Annotated in this window: 18 protein-coding genes; 7 read left to right on the plus strand and 11 right to left on the minus strand. The window is 41.6% G+C overall.

The window, feature by feature from the left end:
- Positions 1–2: 2 nt before the first annotated feature.
- The 3 genes from AS141_RS24525 to AS141_RS24535 all read left to right on the plus strand — a co-directional run bounded on the left by AS141_RS24525 (position 3) and on the right by AS141_RS24535 (position 4,651).
- On the plus strand, positions 3–1,055 hold the full coding sequence (locus AS141_RS24525; RefSeq protein WP_057940358.1) for an efflux RND transporter periplasmic adaptor subunit: 1,053 nt from the start codon (positions 3–5) through the stop codon (positions 1,053–1,055).
- A complete protein-coding gene (locus tag AS141_RS24530) occupies positions 1,055–4,087 on the plus strand; it encodes an efflux RND transporter permease subunit (RefSeq protein ID WP_057940359.1) in 3,033 nt (1,010 codons plus the stop codon). The genes AS141_RS24525 and AS141_RS24530 overlap by 1 nt, the downstream gene beginning before the upstream one ends.
- Positions 4,088–4,402: 315 nt before the next feature.
- Positions 4,403–4,651 (plus strand): hypothetical protein, encoded by a 249-nt coding sequence (locus AS141_RS24535; RefSeq protein WP_057940360.1) that lies wholly within the window; start codon positions 4,403–4,405, stop codon positions 4,649–4,651.
- A gap of 87 nt (positions 4,652–4,738) precedes the next feature.
- On the opposite strand, the gene AS141_RS24540 is transcribed toward AS141_RS24535, so the two are convergent.
- Both AS141_RS24540 and AS141_RS24545 read right to left on the minus strand, forming a co-directional pair.
- A complete protein-coding gene (locus tag AS141_RS24540; protein WP_057940361.1) occupies positions 4,739–4,987 on the minus strand; it encodes a hypothetical protein in 249 nt (82 codons plus the stop codon).
- Positions 4,988–5,209, minus strand: a complete 222-nt coding sequence (locus tag AS141_RS24545; protein WP_057940362.1) for a hypothetical protein — start codon at positions 5,207–5,209, stop codon at positions 4,988–4,990.
- Positions 5,210–5,363: 154 nt separating this feature from the next.
- On the opposite strand from AS141_RS24545, the gene AS141_RS24550 reads away from it, so the two are divergent.
- Complete coding sequence (locus tag AS141_RS24550; RefSeq protein WP_057940363.1) at positions 5,364–5,579, plus strand: YwbE family protein; 216 nt, start codon at positions 5,364–5,366, stop codon at positions 5,577–5,579.
- Positions 5,580–5,584: 5 nt separating this feature from the next.
- Here AS141_RS24550 and AS141_RS24555 read toward each other — a convergent pair whose 3' ends face one another.
- The 7 genes from AS141_RS24555 to AS141_RS24585 all read right to left on the minus strand — a co-directional run bounded on the left by AS141_RS24555 (position 5,585) and on the right by AS141_RS24585 (position 12,852).
- On the minus strand, positions 5,585–6,049 hold the full coding sequence (locus AS141_RS24555) for a YehS family protein (protein WP_057940364.1): 465 nt from the start codon (positions 6,047–6,049) through the stop codon (positions 5,585–5,587).
- A 360-nt stretch (positions 6,050–6,409) separates the two neighbouring features.
- Positions 6,410–6,847 carry a VOC family protein gene (locus AS141_RS24560; RefSeq protein ID WP_057940365.1) on the minus strand — a complete coding sequence of 146 codons (438 nt, stop codon included), beginning with the start codon at positions 6,845–6,847 and terminating at the stop codon, positions 6,410–6,412.
- A gap of 61 nt (positions 6,848–6,908) precedes the next feature.
- Positions 6,909–7,070 carry a hypothetical protein gene (locus tag AS141_RS26735; protein ID WP_157243584.1) on the minus strand — a complete coding sequence of 54 codons (162 nt, stop codon included), beginning with the start codon at positions 7,068–7,070 and terminating at the stop codon, positions 6,909–6,911.
- Positions 7,071–7,258: 188 nt separating this feature from the next.
- Positions 7,259–8,638, minus strand: coding sequence for an MATE family efflux transporter (locus AS141_RS24570; protein WP_057940367.1), 1,380 nt, complete (start codon positions 8,636–8,638; stop codon positions 7,259–7,261).
- Positions 8,639–8,773: 135 nt separating this feature from the next.
- Positions 8,774–9,487, minus strand: coding sequence for a 6-phosphogluconolactonase (locus AS141_RS24575; RefSeq protein WP_057940368.1), 714 nt, complete (start codon positions 9,485–9,487; stop codon positions 8,774–8,776).
- Positions 9,488–9,886: 399 nt separating this feature from the next.
- Complete coding sequence (locus AS141_RS24580) at positions 9,887–11,275, minus strand: MATE family efflux transporter (RefSeq protein ID WP_057940369.1); 1,389 nt, start codon at positions 11,273–11,275, stop codon at positions 9,887–9,889.
- Positions 11,276–11,376: 101 nt separating this feature from the next.
- Positions 11,377–12,852 carry a calcineurin-like phosphoesterase C-terminal domain-containing protein gene (locus AS141_RS24585; RefSeq protein WP_057940370.1) on the minus strand — a complete coding sequence of 492 codons (1,476 nt, stop codon included), beginning with the start codon at positions 12,850–12,852 and terminating at the stop codon, positions 11,377–11,379.
- Positions 12,853–13,246: 394 nt separating this feature from the next.
- Between AS141_RS24585 and AS141_RS24590 the strand changes: the two genes are divergently transcribed.
- Positions 13,247–14,857 carry an amidohydrolase family protein gene (locus AS141_RS24590; RefSeq protein WP_157243585.1) on the plus strand — a complete coding sequence of 537 codons (1,611 nt, stop codon included), beginning with the start codon at positions 13,247–13,249 and terminating at the stop codon, positions 14,855–14,857.
- A gap of 150 nt (positions 14,858–15,007) precedes the next feature.
- Here AS141_RS24590 and AS141_RS24595 read toward each other — a convergent pair whose 3' ends face one another.
- Entirely contained in the window at positions 15,008–15,967 is a 960-nt protein-coding gene (locus AS141_RS24595) for a tryptophan 2,3-dioxygenase family protein (RefSeq protein WP_057940372.1), read from the minus strand.
- Positions 15,968–16,085: 118 nt separating this feature from the next.
- Between AS141_RS24595 and AS141_RS24600 the strand changes: the two genes are divergently transcribed.
- A complete protein-coding gene (locus tag AS141_RS24600; RefSeq protein WP_057940373.1) occupies positions 16,086–17,291 on the plus strand; it encodes an acyl-CoA dehydrogenase family protein in 1,206 nt (401 codons plus the stop codon).
- Positions 17,292–17,477: 186 nt separating this feature from the next.
- Here AS141_RS24600 and AS141_RS24605 read toward each other — a convergent pair whose 3' ends face one another.
- On the minus strand, positions 17,478–19,010 hold the full coding sequence (locus AS141_RS24605; protein ID WP_057940374.1) for a SulP family inorganic anion transporter: 1,533 nt from the start codon (positions 19,008–19,010) through the stop codon (positions 17,478–17,480).
- Positions 19,011–19,905: 895 nt separating this feature from the next.
- Between AS141_RS24605 and AS141_RS24610 the strand changes: the two genes are divergently transcribed.
- Positions 19,906–21,225 (plus strand): right-handed parallel beta-helix repeat-containing protein (locus AS141_RS24610; RefSeq protein WP_198293614.1); only part of this gene is annotated, 1,320 nt, incomplete at its 3' end.

A 21,225-nucleotide genomic window follows, 5' to 3' on the forward strand; every position in this document is an offset into this window, starting at 1 on the left:
CTATGAAAAATTTCACAAACCTCTTCTCCGTTCTTTTGCTGGCAGGAATAGCTTACAGCTGCAGCCAGGCGGAGACCAAAAGTCTCCTTCCCTCCAAAGGAGAAGTAATCCCGGTAAACATACAACCCCTTGAAAAAGGCAGCTATTCTATTCCGATACCTACCAGTGGCAATTTTACCACCAAAAATGAAACCATTCTCTCCTTTAAAGTTGGGGGAATTATTTCTAAAATCAATGTTGAAGAAGGGGAGAAAGTAGTGAAGGGACAATTGCTCGCGACCCTGAACCTGACCGAGATCCAGTCAGGATTAGACCAATCTAAAATCGGGCTGGAGAAAGCAAAAAGAGATTTTGAACGAGTGGCCAGGCTTTATACAGACAGTGTAGCCACATTGGAACAAAAGCAAAATTCTGAAACAGCGCTAGGGATAGCAGAGCAACAAGTCAAAGCTGCAGCATTTAATCTTGAATATTCACAGATTAGAGCAAATCAAAGCGGGTTTGTCCTGACAAAATTTGTGAACGAAGGGCAGCAGGTCACTTCCGGGGCACCTGTTTTGCAGATCAACGGGAACAATGCTGATGCTTGGGTTTTTCGGACCAGTGTAAACGATCAAAACTGGTCTTCTATATCTCTTGGAGACTCCGCTAGCCTGACAACAGACACAGAAGAAAACAGAAGTTTTTCAGGAAAAATTGTTCGCAAGAGCCAAGCTGCTGACCCGGCCACCGGGGCCTTTTGGATAGAGATTTCCCCTGACAATCCCGGAGAGATAAAATTGGCTTCCGGCATGTTTGGCAGAGCTACTATTTTCCCAAGTAATCAAATAGAGGCCTGGGAAATCCCCTACGAGTCACTTCTCGATGCCCAAGGAGATCAGGGCTATGTCTTTGTATCCAAAGACAAAAAAACAGCTGAAAAAGTATCTGTCAAGCTGGGAAAAATCTCCCCCCAATCAGTCCAGGTAACCGAAGGCCTTGCAGGATATCCCCATTTGATCATTTCGGGCTCTGCCTACCTCACTGACCAGTCCCAAATCAAAATCCAGAACTAATGAAAATATCAGATTTTGCTGTTAAAAATTACCAGTTTACGTTAATCATTTTTCTGATGACCGTGGCGGTCGGTTTAACTACATTTTTCAATATGCCGCGTAGTGAGGATCCTGTGATAGAAGCTCCTCAGTTTCCTGTTGTGGTAGTCTATCCGGGGGCCAGCCCGGAAGATATGGAGGAGCTGGTGGTAGATCCATTGGAAAAGGTGATTTACGGGCTGGAGGACATTAAACGGATAAAAACAGAGATACAGGACGGGGTGGCAGTGATCTTCGTGGAATACAACTACAACGAAGATGTCAATGAGAAGTACCAAGAATTGGTAAGGGAGGTAAATTCTCTTCGTCCTGAACTCCCACAGGATATTTATAGCATAGAAATCAGAAAAGTCAGGCCGTCCGATGTGAATATATTGCAGCTTGCTATGATCTCAGAAAATGCTTCTAAGGAGCAAATGAAACGCTACGCGGACAGGCTTCAGGATGTTCTGGAGAAAATCAACGAGTTGAAAAAAGTGGAAATCCATGGGATTCCAGATCAAATCGTCCGTATCGAGTTGAGTTTGGATAAAATCTCAGAAATGAATATTCCCGTCAATGCCATCATAGGGAGCATCCAAAGTGAACTTGCAAATATTCCGGGTGGATCGGTAGAAGCTGGCACCAAGACCTTCAATGTGAAGACAAGCGGGAATTATACTACCGCAGCCGAAATTGCTGAGACGATCATATTTTCTTACCAGGGAAAAAACATCGCACTTAAAGACATAGCAACTGTCCATAATGACTTTGAAGACCAAAAGCATCTAACCCGGCTAAATGGCTATCGATCCCTATTCATCACTGCTGCAATGAAAGAGGGGAACAATATATCCACCCTGCAGGAAAAGTACCTTCCTGTACTGGAATCTTTCAGAGCTGAACTGCCGGAAAATATTGCCCTGGTAACTGCTTTTGATCAAGCAGACTATGTAAACAGACGTCTAAGCGGATTAGGAACAGATTTTCTAATTGCAATTGGATTGGTATTTATCACTCTTTTACCGCTAGGAAACCGGGCATCTCTGATAGTAATGATCTCTATCCCCCTTTCCCTTGCCATAGGCTTGGTGCTTCTGAATGCATTCGGATTCGGCCTCAATCAGCTAAGTATCGTGGGCTTGGTAGTTGCCCTGGGTCTTTTAGTGGATGATAGCATTGTGGTAGTGGAAAATATTGAACGGTGGATCCGTGAGGGCCATTCCAGAATGGATTCTGCACTTTTGGCCACCAAACAGATTTCTGTTTCCGTGGTCGGCTGTACAATTACGTTGATCATAGCCTTTATGCCACTGGTTTTCCTGCCCGAAGGTTCCGGAGATTTTATCAGGAGTCTTCCGCTGGCGGTAATTATGAGTGTGTTAGCCTCGATGTTGGTATCACTCACGATTATCCCCTTTCTGGCCTCCAGGATTCTAAAGGAGCATGGCGACAATGAAAATCGCGTTTTACTATTCGTTCAAAAAGCCATACATAATAGCTATGCCCCTATTTTGGAAAAAGCATTGAATAAGCCTGCCCGCACATTGGCAATTGCAGGTAGCATATTCGCAGTTTCACTTGTTCTATTTCCAATTATAGGTTTTAGCCTTTTTCCCCCATCCGAAAAACCGCAATTCCTGATCAATATCACTACCCCACTGCAATCCAATCTGGCCACCACAGACCTGGTGGCCAGAGAAGTGGAAGCTGAACTCAGCCAGATTCCGGAAATGATGAATTTCTCCACCAATGTAGGAAAAGGAAATCCAAGGATTTATTATAATGAAATCCCAGAAAACGAGCGGACAGACTATGCACAAATCTTTGTACAGCTGAATCCGGCAACTACTCCTCCCCAAAAAATGGCTTTAATCGAAGAATTGAAAAGTAAATTCATCGACTATGCAGGCGCAAAAATAGAGGTGAAAAACTTCGAACAGGGTCCTCCGGTAACGGCTCCGGTGGAAGTAAGGATTAGCGGGGAGAATCTTGATACGCTCCGCAATCTGGCCACTCAAGTGGAGACCCTGCTCAAAAACACCGAAGGGACACTGTATATCAACAATCCCATTGCCAATCTCAAAACAGACATTAGGGTAGAAATCCAAAAGGATCAGGCACGGCAACTGGGAATCAATATCGCAGATATTGACCGAACGGTGAGACTGGCCATTGCAGGATTGAACCTGGGCTCATTTACTGATGAGCTTGGATCTGAGCGGGACATTATCATCACAAGCCCACGGGTAGCAAAAGCGACCTTGGCAAATTTCAATGGCTTGCATATCAATAATCAGCAAGGAGCTGGGATCCCGCTTTCGCAGGTAGCAAATCTCCAATTAGAAAGCAGTAATCTTTCCATAGACCATTATAATAAAATCAGATCAGTCTCTCTATCTGCTTTCGTAGATCCTAATTATCTCAATGACCGAGTGATCAGTGAGGTAATCTCCAGAATGGAGAAAATGGATCTACCCGACGGCTATAGTTTTACCATGGGAGGAGAATATGAAACCAGACAAGAATCCTTTGCGGGATTTAACACCGTAATAATTGTCACAGTTTTCCTATTTATCGCAGTATTAATTTTGCTATTCAAAACATTTAAAAGCACCATTATTGTACTGTCAGTCATTCCGCTGGGCATGGTCGGGGCACTAGTTGCACTTTGGGTGACGGGAAACTCTTTATCCTTTGTTGCAATAATCGGTCTGATTGCTCTTGCGGGGATCGAAGTCAAGACATCAATTTTGCTGGTGGATTTCACAAATCAATTACGATTGGAAGGAAAAGCACTCAATGAAGCTATTCGCGAGGCTGGAGAAGTCCGCTTTTTGCCTATCGTACTTACCACGGTCACCGCAATCGGCGGATTGATCCCGATTGCGATTTCTACAAACCCACTCATCTCTCCACTTGCGATAGTTTTGATTGGCGGACTAATCAGCTCTACTGTCCTTTCACGAATTGTCACTCCTGTCATGTACAAACTACTTCCACCAAAATTATGATCCTATGACCTGCATGTCTCCCTATCAAAAGGCCATTGAGGTTTTCTAGTTATACGGCTAAAGGAAGAATTGATCCGTCAAATCCCACTCCCTGTCACCTCACCAAAAGCCACAGACATCACTAACTGTCAGATGGTTGGTTAGAAAAATTAACAATCCTATTAATTGTTAATTTTTAGTTCGTCTGTAGCGAATTGAAAAGTAATAACGTTTTTATCTAGTACTTTGGAACTAAGTATTTGATTTAGTGTTCTTCAAGACGGCAAGTATAAAATAACCTATTGAATTTTTCTTTTTACCTAAAAGACTACTACTATGAACCAACAATTTACACTACTGAAAAAAGCCATCGAAGTCTTCCACTCGTATGGTATTACCTTAATCGGCCAGCATAAAAATGCTGACTTTATTGAGCAACTTCGTATGGATCCTGTGTTTATAAACGGACTGATATTCGAGCTAGAGTATCAGCTGCAGATCATTTTCCAAGATGAAAAACTCGGTACTGTGCATACGCCTAAGGATTTGATAGTTCTTCTTTTCAATATCCCGCAGGAAAATTGAAAAGAGTTTTGAAAATAAACCAACTATAAAGGGGCAGATTCTAAGTAAGAAAACTGCCTCTTTTTTTAAGCTAAAAACAAAACATTTTTAATCTACCCTATAATAAATCATTCCCAACGAGCTCGATAAGGGTGGCATAATGGTATGAAGCTCCGTGTTCTTATTTCTAAGCACAAATACTCTAGACAGATTTTCTCCATCGACTATACTTAGCTCCTCTTTGCCTAGATACATATCATCACTCCCTTGGATCGTATAAAGTTCTAGTATAGACACCACTATATTTCCGTTAATGATTTGAAAGCTTCCGGTTAAATATTCTCGAAATCCAATCAATTAATTTGTTTCCAAGTCTCTGAAAAAGGATTCGGAATACACTTTTCCATTTGGTTCAAATTCAATGGAAAATACATGCTCATACGGTCGATCTGCAGTGGTACCCTCAACTACATTCATCCATTGACTCTGAGTCAATACCTCCGGGTCGATATCCTCTTCAGTAGTGCAACTAAAAAAAAATAATCCAAGAGCGAACAGAGTAAGTAGTTTTACCTTCATAATAAATTGATTTATCTGAGGAGAATTTCGGTTTAAACAAAAGAAAATCAAAATCTTACCCAATACGGATAGTAAATTCAGATTGCTACAATCCAAAAACAGTTTTTTAAAAGCATATCTGAAGTAAATTGTAATCTCGAATCAACCGACTCCAATGGAAAAGAAAACGCTCACCGGCACCATCCGAAAAAATATACAAATCGACAGTGAGGTCACAATCGTGCAGAAGCACCATCAGCGAACAGGTGAACTTACAGAAGGCTTTGTAAAGAGAATTCTGACCTCCTCTCCCACGCATCCGCACGGGATTAAAGTAATGCTCGATACCGGTGAAGTGGGAAGAGTCGTAGATGTATTTGTTGAAGACTAGGTGATCTATTCTGTAGGTCTGTATTTTTGCTGTAATCCCTTTAGAAAATTCCTCAAAATCTGATCCTTGCACGGACGGAATTGGGCTTGGCCTGGCTTTCTGAAAAAAGCGCTCAATTCATGCTTGCTGATCTTTCTGTCTACTGACTCCAAAATACCCAAAATATCCTCGTCTTTTAAATTTAACGCTATCTTAAGCTTGCGTAGGATAATATTGTTGTTCAGTCTTTTCTCCGCCACGGGCTGCACTCCGTCTTTTTTGCCTCGCTTGAGGATAATAAAGCCATTCAAGAAAGTCGCCAATTCCTTATCGTACATTTCTTCAAACTCCGGATCATCGTCCCGCTTAAGCCAGTTGGCCACCAGTTCCCGATCTACCGACTCCCCACCTGATTTGATGATTTCTATCATCGTAAAATCATTGAAATCAAACGTGTAGCGAAGGCTACGGGCTACATCATTATTGGTCATCGAAGGTCCTGGATCTTGGTTGAAGAATCAAAATTAGCTTTTTTTAGAGAAGTCTTTATTCAAAGGGAGCCTAAAGGTGTCGCAAAGGACGTATTTGCTTAAAGTTGTCCTCCCTCTCCAGAAGCTGGATCTCTGTGTATACCTAAAGCCACCGTCCGGGTCATGAGAACGGTGGATTTAGAAATTAGTTCTGATACAAATCAAAATCAGGCGGGAATTGAATTTCCCGCCTGTTTAAATGCTATACGTAATTCAAGTCTTCATACCTGCCTAAAGTATCGGTAGGCAAGCTTGAACCTAAACCAATGCCGTCTTTAAACTGCTATCTATCACGACAAATTCTTGCCTTCCGATTTCATATCAACTCTGAGAAGCTGCTTCATTAAAACCAATCATCCAGTTTATTCCAAATTTATCCGTGAGCATTCCGAAATAATCACCCCAGAACGTATTATCCATAGGCATCGTCACTTTCCCGTCAGCAGATAGCTTTTCAAAAAAAGTATCCGCTTTTTCCTTAGAATCGGTACTTATAGAAATAGAGAAATTATTACCGAAAGTCAGTGGACCGCCGTGTCCCCCTGTATCACTTCCCATCAGTACACATTCTTTGCTGATTGGCAAACTAATGTGCATGATTTGATTTCGAACCTCATCTGCAACCGGATAATTAGGATCATCTAGCATGTCAGAAAATCTACCTACATGAGCAAACTCGCCTCCAAAAACTGAGCGATAAAAATTGAAGGCATTTTCACAATTCCCCTCAAAGGTCAAATACGTGTTTAAAGTTGTCATAGTGTTATGGGTTTATAATGGTTGTGTATAAGTCTATTTTATGGTAAAATTTATAAGAAATTCACAATTCTAAATCCCTAACCAATTGATCAATATGTTCATCAATCCCCTGCATTAACTCAATTTTATACTCTTGCTGAACTTCATCACCCCTCGCAAAGCAAACCGGAGAATAACTCTCATTGACTTTCGTAGGACCAGATATTCCGGTTTGAGTTTTCATTGATTGAATTTCATGCATTTTGGTACTTATTCTCTCAAGCAAAAGATTGCTGTCCGGGATGGGCGAAACCCCGGCACTCCTCAAAGTTTCCATTACTTTTTCTAGAATAGCTATCTCGGATATCCTCACAATAACCCTGGTTATTTACAGGCATTTAAGTTAGTAAATTATGATTTGAAGTCTATTGATTAGACTTCCTTTAGCTTCCATTTGCCCTTTCTGAAGAAATAAAGAGCTACCAAGGAATGAAAACTGTGGCTAAATGAAATCGAAATAAATATCCCCAGATGAGCCAAACCAAATGTAAATGCGAGTAGGTAAGCCAACGGAATCTCGATAAACCAAAGCACCCCGATATTAATCCAAGCTGGGGTTTTGGTGTCTCCTGCCCCATTAAATGCCTGGGTCAGCACCATGCCTACGGCAAAGAAAACATAGCCCAGAACAACAACCCAAAGACCTTGGGCTGCCACTGCCTGAACCTCTGGAATATCAGTAAAGAAACCTGCCAGCTCCTGATTGAACAATAAATAAATGCCTGTCACCGAAGCCATGAAAATCACGGTGTATCTGGTGGTCAGCCAAACTGCTTTTTCAGCCCGGCCTGGTTGTTTGGCTCCCAGATTTTGACCAACCAATGTGGATGCAGCGCCAGATAAACCCCATGCAGGTAAAAGAGTGAAAATCAATATCCTAAATGCAATTGTAAAGCCTGCCAATGATGCTGATCCAAACTCGGCATTCATTCGGGTTAGCGCTATCCATGAAACAGAATCGATAAGGAATTGTCCCATACCGCCTACCGCGATCTCCATGATTTTCTTGATAATTTCCCAAGAAATCACAATATTTTCCTTAAGGATTTGCAGCTTATGCTTGCCATTAAACAGATGGTATAATTGGTACACAACGCCAACTCCTCTACCAAAAGTCGTAGCTATCGCAGCTCCCTCCAGTCCAAAGCCTGCCCAGTTTCCAATCCCAAAAATCAGAACCGGATCCAAAACCATATTCAATCCATTGGCAATCCAAAGTGAACGCATAGCATGATGTGCCTGACCTGCTCCTCGGAACGCCCCATTTAAGAGAAATAAGAGCATAATTGCCGTATTGCCAGCAAAAATAATCCTTGTATAACTGACTCCGGTTTCGATCACCTTTGCCTCTGCTCCCATCAACCCCAAAATATCCGGAGCGAATACCCAACCCAATATTCCAAGGATAATTGAAATCACCCCTCCCACGATTAAGAGTTGAAAAGCAGCCGCCCCAGCCTCTTTGTATTCTTTTTCACCGAATCTCCTTGATATCAATGCCGTAGCAGCCATACTGATACCAAACCCCATCGCATAAACCAGTACAACCACAGATTCTGTCAAGCCTACCGTTGCAATCGCGTGCTCACCGAGCTTTGCCACAAAGAAGATATCCACCACAGCAAAAGCCGATTCCATCATCATCTCCAAAATCATAGGAATGGCTAATACGAAAATGGCTGTTTTAAGGGGAAGACTGGTAAAATCCTGCTCCTTGCCCTTAAGAGCATCTTTAATTAATTGCCAGGTCATTGTTAATAGGAAAAATTTTGAAGGTCGAATAAAGTGAAATTTCCAATGATTGGAAAACGCTCCGGGTTAATAAAGAATTATCAAACGCATATCAGACACATTTTGTCGCTTTTTGCCTCTTTCCTTCCTATTCATTCAGCCCATTGACCTCCTATCCACAATCACATGTGCATTCTGATGTAGCCAAAGTAGGGATGCAGGTAAATCAGTTCTTATTTTTCCTTCTAGCAGCAAATCCAGTGCTTGCTTTTTCCCTTTTCCGGTAATAAAGAGAATGACCATTTTCGAGTCTAAAATATTTCCAATCCCCATCGTCATACCATGCGTCAGCGGTATTCCAACATTCTCAATCATCCCGCTTGCCAAGGTTACAGCATGTAGTTTGGCAACATGGCAAGTGGGCTGAAGATATTCTGAAGGTTCATTTAAGGCGATGTGCCCGTTGATCCCAATACCTAGAATACAAATATCTATCCCATGGGAAGTCTCTACCAAATCCTGAATTCTTCTGCATTCAGCTTCCGGATCCGGAGTTTCTACTTCAAATGAAATGTACCGGTTTTCATTAATCCCCAGCTTTTTGAGAAGCTTTTGTTGAATATCATACTCGGATGTAAAAGTTGATCCATTGCTCAACCCTACCCATTCATCAAGCTTGATCACTTTCATCCAGTCGAAAAACCCATGTGAATGTTGATGTTTTTCAACCATCAATTCATATAGCCCAGCCGGAGAATTCCCACTGGCTGCGCAAAAAAGCAGGTCCGGCTTCATCTCAAGCTCAGCATGCACCAGCTCTGCTCCAAGTAGTGACATTTCCTGATAGTCTTTGCAATAGTGTATTTTCATATGATTATAATTTGTCTTTTAAGCGCCATATGGAATCTCGCGTGCATTATAATCATCCCAGTGTGTGACTCTTGAGTCATGCTCGATTTCATATGATTATAATTTGTCTTTTAAGGGCCATATGGAATCTCGCGTGCATTATAATCATCTCAGTGTGTGACTCTTGAGTCATGCTCGATTTCATCTGTTAATAATTGTTTTAAGATGGTCAGATGGAATCTTTGACGATTAAAATAACCATTGCCCTGTGTGTTTTAATGATGATTTTAATCGTGTCGATTTCATATGATGGTAATTTGTCTTTTGAAGGTCACATGGAATCTCGCATGTATTATTATCATCCCAGTATATATCGTTTTCAACATGCTCGATCCGCATAACTTGAATTAGTGCAGGTTTTTATCCTAGGCCCGATTCCATCCACTCATTTCTATTCCTAAAGGTCCGGATTTTCCAATAGCCGGTTTTGTAATAGGAAAATGCAACCAACGCAGCGACTAAGTTGGAAATCGGAAATGCCCACCAAATACCCTCGAAGCTCAGCTCTGTTTTGTTTGAAAGGATGAAAGCGACCGGAAAACGAACTATCCAAAGACTAAAGATGGAAATAAGCATGGAGGCCTGGGTAAAACGGGTTCCGTTAAATACTCCGTTGAGCACTTGCTGCACCCCCAAAAGCCCAAAGCTTAAACTCATAATTTTGATGAACTTGGCACCATCTTTTATGACCTGGGGATCATTTGGAACAAAGAAAGCTGTCAGGGTTTCTGCGAACAAAAATAAGATCAATCCTATCGCAGTAAGACCAAAAAAGGCCATTCTTGTGCTTAGATCACCTATTTTTTCAGCTCGCTTAATTTGTCCTGCCCCTATGTTCTGGCCTACCAAGGTAGTGGTAGCTATACCCATACCGATGGACGGTACTATAACCAAACTTAGAATCCTGGCCCCTATTCCATAGGCAGCCACTACTTCACTTCCATAGCTGGTCACCAGCATCACCATCACAGTCATTGCTGCTGCCCGTGAGGATTGCTCCAGACTGGCAGGTATTCCCAATTCAAACATCCTTTTCACCCAGCGGAACTCAAGTTTCATGCAACGCAACCTGATCTTTATTCCCTGTTTTCCCCTGAATAAAATATACAGGCCGGCTGCTGCTGACAAACCCTGGGTGATGATGCTGGCGATAGCTGCACCTGCCACACCATATCCTTCAATGCTTCCGTATCCAAAAATAAATAAGGGATCAAGCACCAGGTTTAAAATCACCGTTCCCAATACGATATACATGGGCAACAGCACATTACCGATTCCTCTCATCAAAGATTGGAAAACAAAAAACATAAACAGAAATACAAACCCAAAGGATGAAACTTGAAAGTAAGTGACCGAGTCATTTAATATCTCCGGTCCTGCCCCTACCAGATTCATCAATGGAGATGCAGCCACAAACCCAAGAAAAGCCAGAAAAATTGAAATTAAAAAGACAATAACGACAGTTTGCGAAGCTGTAAAATCAATCATTTTGGAGTCATTGGCACCTTTGTACTGGGATACGATCACCGTTCCGGCCAATGTCAATCCCGCACCCAAAGAGAGCACCAAAAACAATATCGGGAAACTTATACTTACCGCGGCCACTGCGTTGGCACCTAGCCTTCCCAACCAGAACGTATCAATTAACTGATAGGCCGTTTGCAGGATATTGGCCATAATAATCGGCCAGGCCAATGTGAAAAGGCTGCGGACTATACTGACCTCTGCTGTTTGATTTTTCTTACTCATGCATCATACTGTTGAGATGGATTGACCAATCACTCCAAGATGCCAGTAAAATTTGAAAATCAGAAATAGAAGGCTGTCAATTACATTAAAAATTGAGATTCTTAGATTTTTTTAGCGTAAACATTTCCGAATCTGTCCTTCACTTCTACTACCAAATTCTCCTTTGACCCAGGGTTAAAAAAGAACATGTGATCATTTAACTGAGGCTCTACCCACTCCCTTCGCTGAGGAAGCTGAGGGCCCAGATGCAATTCCACACTTAAAGGGTCTACGGCCATAATCTTCTCAGGAACACCCTTCTTGACACCGTCTTCAAACCAGGAAATCTCCCATGCAGGATCATAATTCCAACAATTCAAACTCATCCGGTCAGGAAAATCCCTATGATATCCTTTGTCATAAACTCTGAACTGCTCATTGATGTCCATACCAGTGCCTTTATACTGCCATTTCAGCTCAGAGCCTTTAGCCTCATAGACAGCATAACCATTTGGGGTGCCATCATAGCAAATAGGCCCTGACCACCAGGCTCCGCAGACAGTACCATGACAATGTTCATATACATGCCCCATGATCATATTATCATTGAAATGGGTATGTCCTGAGAGCAAATGTGCATTATATCCCTCCAAAACCTTATATAAATGATCCCGGTTGCTGACTGTGCCTCCAATAGTATCTCTATCCGGATAGCGGGTCACTGCACCTGTGTATGTCGGAATGTGAAGGGCTATTACTATTGTTTTTCCCTTTTCCACATGAGCCAGATCCTGTTCTAGCCAAGCCAATTGCTCCTCTCCAATGTAACCTATGTACTTATTGCCTATATAAAAAACATCATCCAATACCACGTAATGCACTTCTCCTCTGTTCCATGAATAATAAGTTGGGCCAAAGTGGCTGCTAAATGTCTGATTGCTTAATGCATCCGACCTGACCCCTAAATCCATATCATGGTTTCCGATCACCTGGAAAAACGGTGTGTCATACATTTTTACGCTCTGGTTGTATTCCTTAAACAATTCAAGATGGTCAAAAACCAAGTCCCCACATCCAATCCCAAAGAGGTTTGGATCATTGAGTGATCTGATCGTCTGCTGCACGTCCGGAGCGGCTATTGTCAGCAGTTGGTTAGCTTCAAACTCATTTTGGATCTGTGTATCGGAAAGTAATAAGAAATGATGATTCCCGTCACTTGACCTAGACTTCATGAGATCAAACCCAATAGCCTGATCTGTTTTTGCTTTATCTATTCTTTGAAAAAAATCAGCAGAACCATTTGCAAGCTTTTTTATCTCAAAACCGGAGGGTGTGGAAATAAATACAAAGTCACGGTCAGAACCTGAAACCAAATCAAATTCCCCTGATGAATTTGTCAATACAACAGAACGGCCATCTGAAACTGCCACTTGAGCAATACCTTTTCCCTCATTCGCCACTCTTCCCCTTATTCTAATGGGTTTAAAAGCCCTGTTTCCGGCCTGCTTCTGCGGATTTGCTAAAAGTGTTTCCTGAAGGCCAAAATATCCTACCGAAGTAAGGCCTAGTGTTTTGATAAAATCTCGTCTATTAAACATGGTTTGTATGTTTCGGGTCTGTTAAAGCTTGATTTCTTAAAAATGCGAATTAATCCAATTTTCGATTGATCATTTATCAAACTTCTTTATTTAATAACCTATAGTCAATCTGGAATTTAAGAATTCAACCTAAGGACTAGTTGCATTTTATCCTAATAATCAGGAAATTAAGTCACAATTCTACTTTCTATTTTTCTAAATTTTTAGGCGATGGAATCGGGCATGTTACAGGTAACCCACAGAGGGATGATTATCCGGAATGCGAGATTCCATGTTACCAATAAAAACCAAAATATAAACAGATGAAATCGAGCATGACGAAAACGTCACACACTGGGATGATTATAATGCATGCGAGATTCCATATGGCCCTTAAAAGACAAATTATAATCATATGAAAAGGAAATTTTCGGATTTGCACTGTCACAATCACATGCGGGCACATCTACATATGCAGGAAAAAAGGGGGATTTACGAGAAAAAGGATGAATTCAGTCCCTGGACAGTAATTTCTTCCAATAGAACAGGGTATGTAAAAGGCAAAATGGGGGCTTCGTATAGTCAGTGTGATTTGGTGAAAGCCTGGAATGGAAATGTACGATTAACATTCAATTCTTTATATCCGCTTGAGCGGGAGTTTGTTCTGGGCTTGAAAAAAATCAACTCAGTTGATTTGTTGAATATTGCAATCGGAGTAAGTACCCATCACAAATTACCGCTCCGTGATCTGATTCAGACTTTTTACATGCGCATTCCCCGCAAAACAGTGAATTATGTACAATCCAAAAAATATGATTATTGGGAATCTCTGAAGCGGGAATTTGAATTTGTGCTCATGGATTCAGGGAAAACAATTGCATGCAATAAAATCCATACTTCGGGTGTTTTGCGGAGAATTTTTGAAAATGAAAAGAAGCGGGCAACCAAATTCAGAAATGAACTTTGGGCGGAGAATGTCCGCTATTTGATTCCGGACTCCAAAGTCACATTAGAAGAATCTTTGCAGAAAGACGATGAAATTACGATGATTCTTACCATCGAGGGGTCGCATGCACTGGGAACAGATCTTTTGGAAAAAGAAAAAATTTCAATTGCGGAAATCTCAAAAAGAATTCAGGAAATCAAAAATGACTGGCAAGTCCCTGTCTTCTTTATCACTTTTTCCCATCACTTCAACAACAATCTTTGTGGACATGCCCACTCTATTCCTGACAAAGGGAAAATCCTATTGGATCAAGCACATAATATGAACACAGGCTTTACCGATCATGGGAAAAGGATTGTGTTGGAGTTATTAGGTCTGGACAAAAACCTCGAAAAAGACCCTAAATTTGGATACAGAATTCTCATTGATGTCAAGCATATGAGTGCTTGTGGCAGAAAGGAATTCTACGATCAAATCGTTCGGCCTTGTCTTGCAAAAGGAGATAAAATTCCTGTAATAGCATCGCATTGTGGATTTTCCGGTATCCAGTCCTTACAGGACCATATAGATTGCTTTCATAAAGAAAAAGATGACTACTGTGACGATACTGAGAAATTCAATGCCTGGAATATCAATGTCTGTGAAGAGGATATTGAGATGATCGTGAAGACAGATGGGCTTTTCGGACTTTCATTTGATCAACGCATTCTTGGAATTACCAAAAAGAATAAAAAATCCAGACGAAATGGGATTGAACTTCTATGGGATAATATTGAAGGAATTGCAAAGGCTGCTTATAACAATCCCAACCTCACTGACGTGGAAAAGACCAAGATCTGGAAGTGCATGACATTAGGTACTGATTTTGAAGGCTTAATCGACCCAATTGACCATTATCCTACGGTATTGGAATTTGAGCTTTTTTCAAATAATCTCATTTTTGAAATAGAACAAGCGCGGAAAGACCCAACTGCCAAACATCTTGCCCATCTCACATCACGGGAAGATACAGAAGCCCTTGTAGACGACTTTTGTTACAATAATGCGGAGGCATTTGTGAAAGCGAATTATCCGAAATAAGACCAGTAACCGAAGACGGGTGACCGACCTACCCTTGATGATATAGCCTGGCACTAATTCTATTGCTTTTGTCTCATTCAGGATAAACCGAAATCCTACATAGTACAATAGCTAACTACTTGTATCTAACGTTTTGCTACCCCAAAAAAGCTATTCTTCCCCAAAAATTTCCTTCACTACCCAGCCTTTGCCCCATTCTTCTCTTTCGTGTTCTGTCCATAATTCAGGATAGAAAATAACCTTCTGAAAGCGCGGAGGCAAATATTTCTGCCAGTTGGTACCCCCTGTCGCAGCTATATCCATAGGATCTTTTTGCAGAAAACGGACGGCTGACTTATAATGCGCAAGTGGCCAAAACACATTTGCCTTCAAATCAAATTGCTTCATCGCCTCCGTTAATTCTTCTGAAGGATTTGGAATATCTATATAGCGCTGCCATAAATTTTTGCGTCTGTATGCATCCATCAGATCCATCAATTTCTTACGGTATTTCGCTTCAAAGTTCTTTAGTGTAAGCGTTTTTTCACCGGTTGCCAATTCGATTGCCCCCTGCTGCCAATACAGATTTTCAAAAATCTCATCTGTAGGTGTATGGAAATCAGGATCAGTACGTTTATTTAAAGCAACAAGGTTAAAAGCATCTGTGGCCATCAATTCAATTTCACGATATTGAGCACTTTGAAAACCACTCGCAGGAAGCAATGACATTCGGAATTTGAGAAATTGCTCCTGCTCCATTCCTTTCCACATCACAGCAAATGAGCTGATCAACTGATCAAAATACATATTGATCCGTTCCAACCTAGCTTTAAAAAACACCTCATTAATTGGCTGTTTATCTGATATTTGCTCTATTTCAGAAATAATCAACTTGAAATACAATTCGGTGATCTGATGATAGATAATAAAGATTTTTTCGTCCTTAAAAGAGGTCTTCGGCTGCTGCAGTGAAAGCAACACATCCAAGTTGATATAATCCCAATAGGCCAAATAATCGGCATACTGCAACCCTTCCAGGTAAGAAAGCATATCCTGTCCCGAAGCCTTGAATTTCTTCTCCAGCAGCTCTATTTTTTCTAATATCTTAGGATCAAATTCGGATTCTTGCATCTGTGCTTTTAGTATAAAAAGATAGTAATTTCGTCAGCGATCTATTTACTTAGAATCAGCTAGGGTTTTTAAATTCCCGACAAAAGTCACAGATTCATCTTAATAAACCAAAAATAACATGGAGTCAGTTGAAATCCGGAAGTCTTTGAAGCAAGATACCTTCGATGGTGTTGATTTTTTAGACCTTGATGACCTGCTCACCGAGGAGCACAAATTGATCAGGACTTCCATCCGCGAATTTGTCAAAAAAGAGATTTCTCCATTCATTGAAGATTGGGCTCAGAAGGCACATTTCCCCACCGGTATTGTCAAAAAATTTGGGGACGTCGGAGCTTTTGGCCCACAGATTCCCGAACAATATGGCGCAGGTGGATTGGATTATATTTCCTATGGATTGATTATGCAGGAGTTAGAACGTGGCGATTCAGGCATGCGCTCGACAGCTTCAGTGCAAGGGTCACTGGTGATGTACCCTATTTATAAGTTTGGCTCAGAAGAGCAGCGTAATAAGTATTTGCCCAAACTAGCTTCCGGAGAAATGCTGGGCTGCTTCGGTCTTACTGAACCTGACCACGGCTCCAACCCAAGCGGCATGGTTACCAATTTCAAAGATATAGGTGATCATTATCTATTGAATGGCGCCAAAATGTGGATCTCCAATTCGCCGCAGGCGGATATTGCGGTGGTTTGGGCGAAAGATGAAGCCGGCAGAATTCACGGCTTGATCGTAGAGCGGGGCATGGAAGGCTTTAGTACTCCGGAAACCCATGGGAAATGGTCACTTCGGGCCTCATGCACGGGTGAACTTGTTTTTGATAATGTAAAAGTCCCTAAGGAAAATCTTCTTCCAGGCAAATCAGGTCTTGGAGCTCCGTTGATGTGCCTGGATTCTGCCCGTTTTGGAATAGCCTGGGGTGCCATAGGTGCTGCAATGGATTGCTACGAGTCTGCAAGAAAATATACCGCTGAACGAATCCAATTCGGCAAACCTATCGCAAGTTTTCAACTGGTGCAGAAGAAGCTTTCAGAAATGCTCACAGAAATAACAAAAGCACAACTGTTAGCCTGGAAAGTTGGCAAGATGATGAATGAGGGCAAAGCCAAGACGGTTCACATCTCCATGGCTAAACGAAACAATGTGGAAATGGCGCTAAACATAGCAAGAGAAGCTAGACAAATCCATGGAGGAATGGGAATCACGGGTGAATATCCGATTATGCGTCATATGATGAATCTGGAATCGGTGATCACCTATGAAGGTACACACGATATCCACCTGTTGATTTTAGGGCAAGAGATTACCGGAATTCCGGCTTTTGTATAATCGAAATAGTAACCGCAAAAGAACACTGGGGCTTTCGAGGAGGGTGTGAAAATTTTCTTGTAGAATTGATTTTGTCTGAGGCCTGTCCAAGAATACCTGTAGGAAAATAAAATAATTGCGTCCGGTCTGCTAGGTTAAACAGAGCCGGACGCCTACAATAGGTTTAGGTAGTATTCAACCTGAGTTTTATGCGAGATTATCGGTAACCACCTTATAACTAGGATCTTCCAGGATATTGATTTCAAGAATCTCATCCGCTTTGGCCAACAACCTCTTACAATCAGGACTTAGATGCCGTAGATGTACTTTTTTTCCCACCTTCATATAACGCTCGGTGATTTTGTTGAGCGCTTCGATGGCTGACATATCCACCACTCTGCTTTCTGCAAAATCTATGATCACTTCATCCGGATCATTTAGCACATCAAACTTCTCATTAAATGCCGAGACAGAAGCAAAAAACAAAGGGCCAAAGATTTCGTAATGCTTGATTCCATTTTCATCCACATGTTTGCGCGCACGGATACGTTTTGCATTGTCCCATGCAAAGAAAAGGGCAGCCAAGATTACGCCTGTCAAAACAGCAAGAGCCAGATTATGCATAATAGCAGTTATAATAGTCACAAGAAACATCAGGAAAACATCCTTTTGTGGCATCTTGGTGATAGTCTTGATACTTGCCCATTCAAAGGTTCCTATAGCCACCATTATCATAAGACCGGTCAGTGCTGCCATAGGGACCTGCTCAATTAGGCCGGAACCAAAAACAATAAACACCAAAAGCATCACTGCAGCCACTATCCCAGAAAGTCTGGCACGCGCTCCATTTGATACGTTGATCAGACTCTGGCCAATCATCGCGCAACCGCCCATTCCAGAAAAGAATCCAGAGGTAACATTAGCAATACCCTGTGCAACAGCCTCTTTATTACTTCTCCCGCGCGTTTCGGTGATCTCATCTACGATATTAAGTGTCAAAAGACTTTCTATCAGCCCCACACCCGCCATAATAGCTGAATATGGCAGAATCAGAAGAAGGGCCTCCAAAGTTAACGGGATACCGGGGATGTGAAAGGGAGGAAATCCACCTTTTATGCTTGCAATATCACCTACTGTCCTTGTGTCGATTTTCAGGACAGCAACTAATCCAAATACTACCAAAATCGCTACAAGTGACGCTGGTACTGCCTTAGTAAGTTTTGGAAGACCCCAGATAATCAGCATTGTAAGCAGCACAAGTCCCAAAAGAATATAAAGGGATGTTCCGTTTAGCCAGTTTCCATCAGCTCCCTTAAACTGGTCTAACTGGGACATAAAAATGATAATGGCCAGTCCGTTTACAAATCCGAATATTACCGGATGGGGAACCAGTCGCATGAGTTTGCCCAACCGAAGTGAGCCTGCCAGAATTTGGATTAATCCGGATAAAATTACTGCCGCAAATACATATTCCACTCCGTGGGAGACCGCCAGTGATACGATAACAACAGCTATTGCTCCCGTAGCCCCCGAGATCATACCCGGTCTCCCGCCCAAAATGGCGGTGACCAATCCCATCACAAATGCGGCATAAAGACCTGTCAAAGGAGAGAGTCCCGCAATCAAAGCGAATGCTACAGCCTCGGGCACAAGAGCCATGGCTACGGTAAGCCCAGACAGGACTTCGGTTTTGTAGTCAACACGCTGACTGAAATCAAATAAATTAAAGTATTTTTTCATATAATGAATAGGAATAGGTATGTAAGAACAATATCCACCACAATGGAGAACGGATATCGGAAAACATATTACTTATAGGGAAATAGAGAAAAGGCCAGTCCACTAAAATGGAACTTAAAAAATCAAGGTGGCGTAGTGCCGAAGCGTATAGTGAGAAATGTGCCCATTTTGTTATTTACGATGGCAAAAGTAGTCGTTAAAAATTCAAAAAACAAAACGATGGAATCCAGAATCCAATTCTGGCAATATACCTGCAATATCAGATTCACTATTCCTGTAAGCTATATTAATTGCTGAATTCCTAAAAGCCAATCACTCCATCTGAAGGCATAGTGGATCTTTTCTGCCCAAAGAAGCTAACTTAGCCTTTAAACTTTCTACAAGTTTCTTCTTTTCCTCTGCATGTATTGTCAGGATAAGAATTTCCCGCTTTAGCCTCCCAAAGTGTAAATCATTGTATAAGGCATTAGGAATTTTGTCAACCTATAAACTTAGAACTACAGTATAGGATTACAATTAAAGTACATAGGAATTGTAGACAATTTGTAGACGCTTCAACACCCTTGCGTAGGACTTTTGTAGATGTATCAGGCTAGTTTGCCTACAACAGCTCAACTATTTTTGCCATTCAACAACATCAAATCGAAGCTTCCCTCTCATAGAAGCTCTCAGGGCGAATTTTGGGTTTATCAGAATCAGGCAGTTAATCTATCGATCATTTGAGCCCGGACAAACCTCTAACTATTTAGTTATCGTTATCTCCCGCCTTCATTATAATATGAATATGCATTGTACAGACCTTACATGGAATCCAGGTTTCTCGCTAAGATATTTCTGCATCTTAAAACACCTCAAGGCAGTATTATGTGGCTATTATCGCAGCTATTATTCTTTGTTGTTTTTAACCTTTTTTACCTATGCATCCTCTCTGGCCCAAGTAATATACGTCAGTCCTAATGGGAATGGAAACGGCTCAACCTGGGCACAGGCAAGTAATATCTACGATGCACTGGATAATGCTTCCGAAAATTCAGAATTGTGGCTTCGCCGCGGTGTATATACGCTGGATGAGGAATTGACACTTCCAAGTACAGACATAAGTGTATACGGTGGGTTTAGGGGAACAGAGTCCACCCGAAATCAGAGAAATTTCGAAAACAACAAGACTATCCTCGATGGGCAGAATAGTACAAGGATACTTTACCTTGACAGAGACGACTTCACTATAGATGGAGTTACTTTCAGAAACGGTTATATAGGATTGGAAGATCCTGGTGATGGTAATAAAGGGGGAGGTGCGATATATGTTTGGTCAGCAGACAATAGTATTATCCGGAATTGCACCTTCCTAAATAATGTTTCCGAAGGAGACAGGGGTGCAGGAGCAGTGTACAACCGCCATGGCGATAATACACTAATTGAGAATTGCACTTTTGACAACAACAGATTTCAAAGCTACCCGCATGATTCCAATGGTGGCGGGGCTATTCATAATTGGACAGATGGGTTAACCATTAAAAACACGGTATTCAGGAATAATTCTTCACATAGACCTGGCGGAGCTATATATACATGGGGCTATCCGGTAATAATTGAAAACTGCGAGTTTGAGGATAATCATACCGGGCAAAGAGGCGGTGCAATTTATGACAATTCCGGATCAATAATCCGGATTACGAATAGCTTATTTGTCAACAATAGCGCAAGTGATGAGGGAGGAGCTATTTCGACAAGAGACAAGCTTGAAATATCCAATTCAACTTTTGTCAACAACAACAATACAGCAGTTACCTATCATTCTTATTCATTCTCGCCTGGACATGTTTTTATTTACAATAGTATTTTTTTTAATAATTCGCCTAAGGGTTCATTAGATCCTGACATTGCTTCTAGCACACTCAATACAGAGGCTACAGTATTAGACATTAGAAGAAATATTGTCAAAGCATTTTCAGAAGGCACAAATAATCTTATTAATGTCAATCCCCTATTTGTTGACAGTTCAAATGGCAATTATAGGCTACAGTCCGGCAGTCCGGCCCGTGATGCCGGTAATATTAATCTATATAACGACATATCCGGTACTCCCGCTGGAGCATCAAATGACCTAGATGAAAGGAACCGGGTATTTAATGGTATCCTTGACTATGGAGCTTACGAATACCAAACTCATATTAACTGCACCACCATCACCAGGCCTGAGGGTGGAGCTGAC

Source organism: Algoriphagus resistens (assembly GCF_001442615.1).
Classification (GTDB): Bacteria; Bacteroidota; Bacteroidia; order Cytophagales; family Cyclobacteriaceae; genus Algoriphagus; species Algoriphagus resistens.